General features: G+C 54.0%; 2 protein-coding genes. Both read left to right on the forward strand.

Annotated elements, in window-relative coordinates:
- Positions 1–64: 64 nt before the first annotated feature.
- Positions 65–802, forward strand: coding sequence for a 1-acylglycerol-3-phosphate O-acyltransferase (plsC, locus tag KQJ19_RS23290; RefSeq protein ID WP_016154509.1), 738 nt, complete (start codon positions 65–67; stop codon positions 800–802).
- A gap of 71 nt (positions 803–873) precedes the next feature.
- On the forward strand, positions 874–2,286 hold the full coding sequence (ftsP, locus tag KQJ19_RS23295) for a cell division protein FtsP (protein ID WP_016154508.1): 1,413 nt from the start codon (positions 874–876) through the stop codon (positions 2,284–2,286).
- The last annotated feature ends 83 nt before the right edge of the window (positions 2,287–2,369 follow it).

Here is a 2,369-nt window from a genome sequence, read left to right on the forward strand (position 1 = left end):
ACCTGATACTGCGTGATGAATCAGGTGACGTAAAATGCCAGGCTCTTAGGCCTCAGAGGTTGTTATGCTATATATTTTTCGTTTAATCATTACTGTTATTTACTGCGTTCTGGTCTGTATTTTCGGTTGCATATACTGTCTGTTCAGCCCACGAAATCCAAAACACGTCGCAACGTTCGGTCATATGTTTGGCCGCCTGGCTCCCCTTTATGGCCTGAAGGTTGAGTGCCGCATGCCGGCAGACGCGCAGAACTATGGTAATGCTATCTATATTTGTAATCATCAGAACAACTATGACATGGTTACCGCTGCGAATATCGTTCAGCCGCCGACGGTGACGGTAGGTAAAAAAAGCCTGTTGTGGATCCCATTCTTCGGGCTGCTGTACTGGTTAACCGGCAACCTGCTGATTGACAGAAACAACCGTACCAAAGCGCACAGCACCATTGCGGCGGTGGTGAATCATTTCAAAAAACGTCGTATTTCTATCTGGATGTTCCCGGAAGGAACGCGCAGCCGTGGTCGCGGTCTGCTACCGTTTAAAACCGGCGCGTTTCATGCGGCGATTGCGGCGGGTGTCCCGGTTATTCCGGTGTGCGTTTCAACTACCTCGAACAAGATAAAACTCAACCGACTCAATAATGGTCTGGCGATTGTAGAGATGTTGCCACCGGTAGATATTAGCCATTTTGGGAAAGATCAGGTTCGTGAACTGGCAGCGCATTGCCGTACGCTGATGGAACAAAAAATCGCAGAACTCGATAAAGAAGTTGCTGAGCGGGAAGCCGCCGGTAAGGTTTAATCCGCGCAATTCGGGTTTGTTACAGGAAAAGATTTCCTGCGTGTTAATCGCCAGTTTTTCATGGAGTTTATATGTCATTCAGTCGGCGTCAGTTCATTCAGGCATCGGGGATCGCACTGTGTGCAGGTGCTGTTCCGCTGAAGGCTAATGCTGCCGGTCAGCAACAACCGTTACCCGTACCTCCGCTGCTGGAGTCCCGTCGGGGGCAGCCGTTATTTATGACGCTGCAACGCGCCCACTGGTCCTTCACGCAAGGCACGCGCGCACCTGTCTGGGGGATTAACGGTCGCTACCTGGGACCGACGATCCGCGTCTGGAAAGGGGATGACGTCAAGCTTATCTACAGCAACCGTCTGACTGAAAATGTCTCGATGACTGTCGCCGGATTACAGGTGCCAGGCCCGCTGATGGGCGGCCCGGCGCGCATGATGTCCCCTAATGCAGACTGGGCACCTGTGCTGCCGATTCGTCAGAATGCCGCTACGCTGTGGTATCACGCCAATACGCCAAATCGTACTGCCCAGCAGGTTTATAACGGTCTTGCCGGGATGTGGCTGATTGAAGATGAAGTGAGTAAATCACTGTCTATTCCCAACCACTACGGCGTGGATGATTTTCCGATCATTATCCAGGACAAGCGTCTGGACAACTTTGGTACGCCGGAGTACAGCGAACCCGGCAGCGGTGGTTTTGTCGGTGATACCCTGCTGGTCAACGGGGCGCAAAGCCCGTATGTCGAAGTCTCTCGCGGCTGGGTGCGTTTGCGTTTGCTGAACGCTTCAAACTCGCGTCGTTACCAGTTGCAAATGAGCGATGGCCGCGCGCTGCATGTGATTTCCAGCGATCAGGGCTTTTTACCTGCGCCCGTTTCGGTGAAGCAGCTCTCGCTGGCGCCTGGCGAGCGCCGTGAGATCCTGGTGGATATGACTAACGGAAATGAGGTCTCTATCACCTGTGGTGAGGCGGCCAGCATTGTCGACAGGATCCGCGGATTCTTTGAGCCTTCCAGTATTCTCATCTCCACGCTGGTATTGACGCTGCGCCCGACCGGTCTCCTGCCGCTGGTGACCGACAGTCTGCCAATGCGCCTGCTGCCAACGGAAATCCTCAGTGGTTCACCGATTCGCAGCCGTGATATCAGTCTGGATGACGATCCCGGCATCAACGGTCAGCTGTGGGACGTCAACCGCATGGATATTACCGCTCAGCAGGGCTCCTGGGAGCGCTGGACGGTACGGGCGGATATGCCTCAGTCTTTCCATATCGAAGGCGTCTCGTTCCTGATCCGTAATGTGAATGGCGCAATGCCGTTCCCGGAAGACCGGGGCTGGAAAGATACCGTCTGGGTCGACGGCCAGGTTGAATTACTGGTCTACTATGGACAACCTTCCTGGGCTCATTTCCCGTTCTACTTTAACAGTCAGACGCTGGAAATGGCGGATCGTGGCTCGATCGGACAGATGTTGGTGAACCCGGCGCCGTAATGCGCCGGAGTTTCCGTTACGCCCGCCAGAACATGCGCGAGAACAGGATCAGAATGGGGTAAATCTCCAGACGCCCCATGATC

Source organism: Citrobacter sp. S46_ASV_140, from assembly GCF_018919545.1.
Classification (GTDB): domain Bacteria; phylum Pseudomonadota; class Gammaproteobacteria; order Enterobacterales; family Enterobacteriaceae; genus Citrobacter; species Citrobacter braakii.

Excerpts from the sequence above, each read along its gene's own strand:
- plsC (WP_016154509.1), top strand. The coding sequence starts at position 65 with ATGCTATATATTTTTCGTTTAATCATTACTGTTATTTACTGCGTTCTG.
- ftsP (WP_016154508.1), top strand. The coding sequence starts at position 874 with ATGTCATTCAGTCGGCGTCAGTTCATTCAGGCATCGGGGATCGCACTG.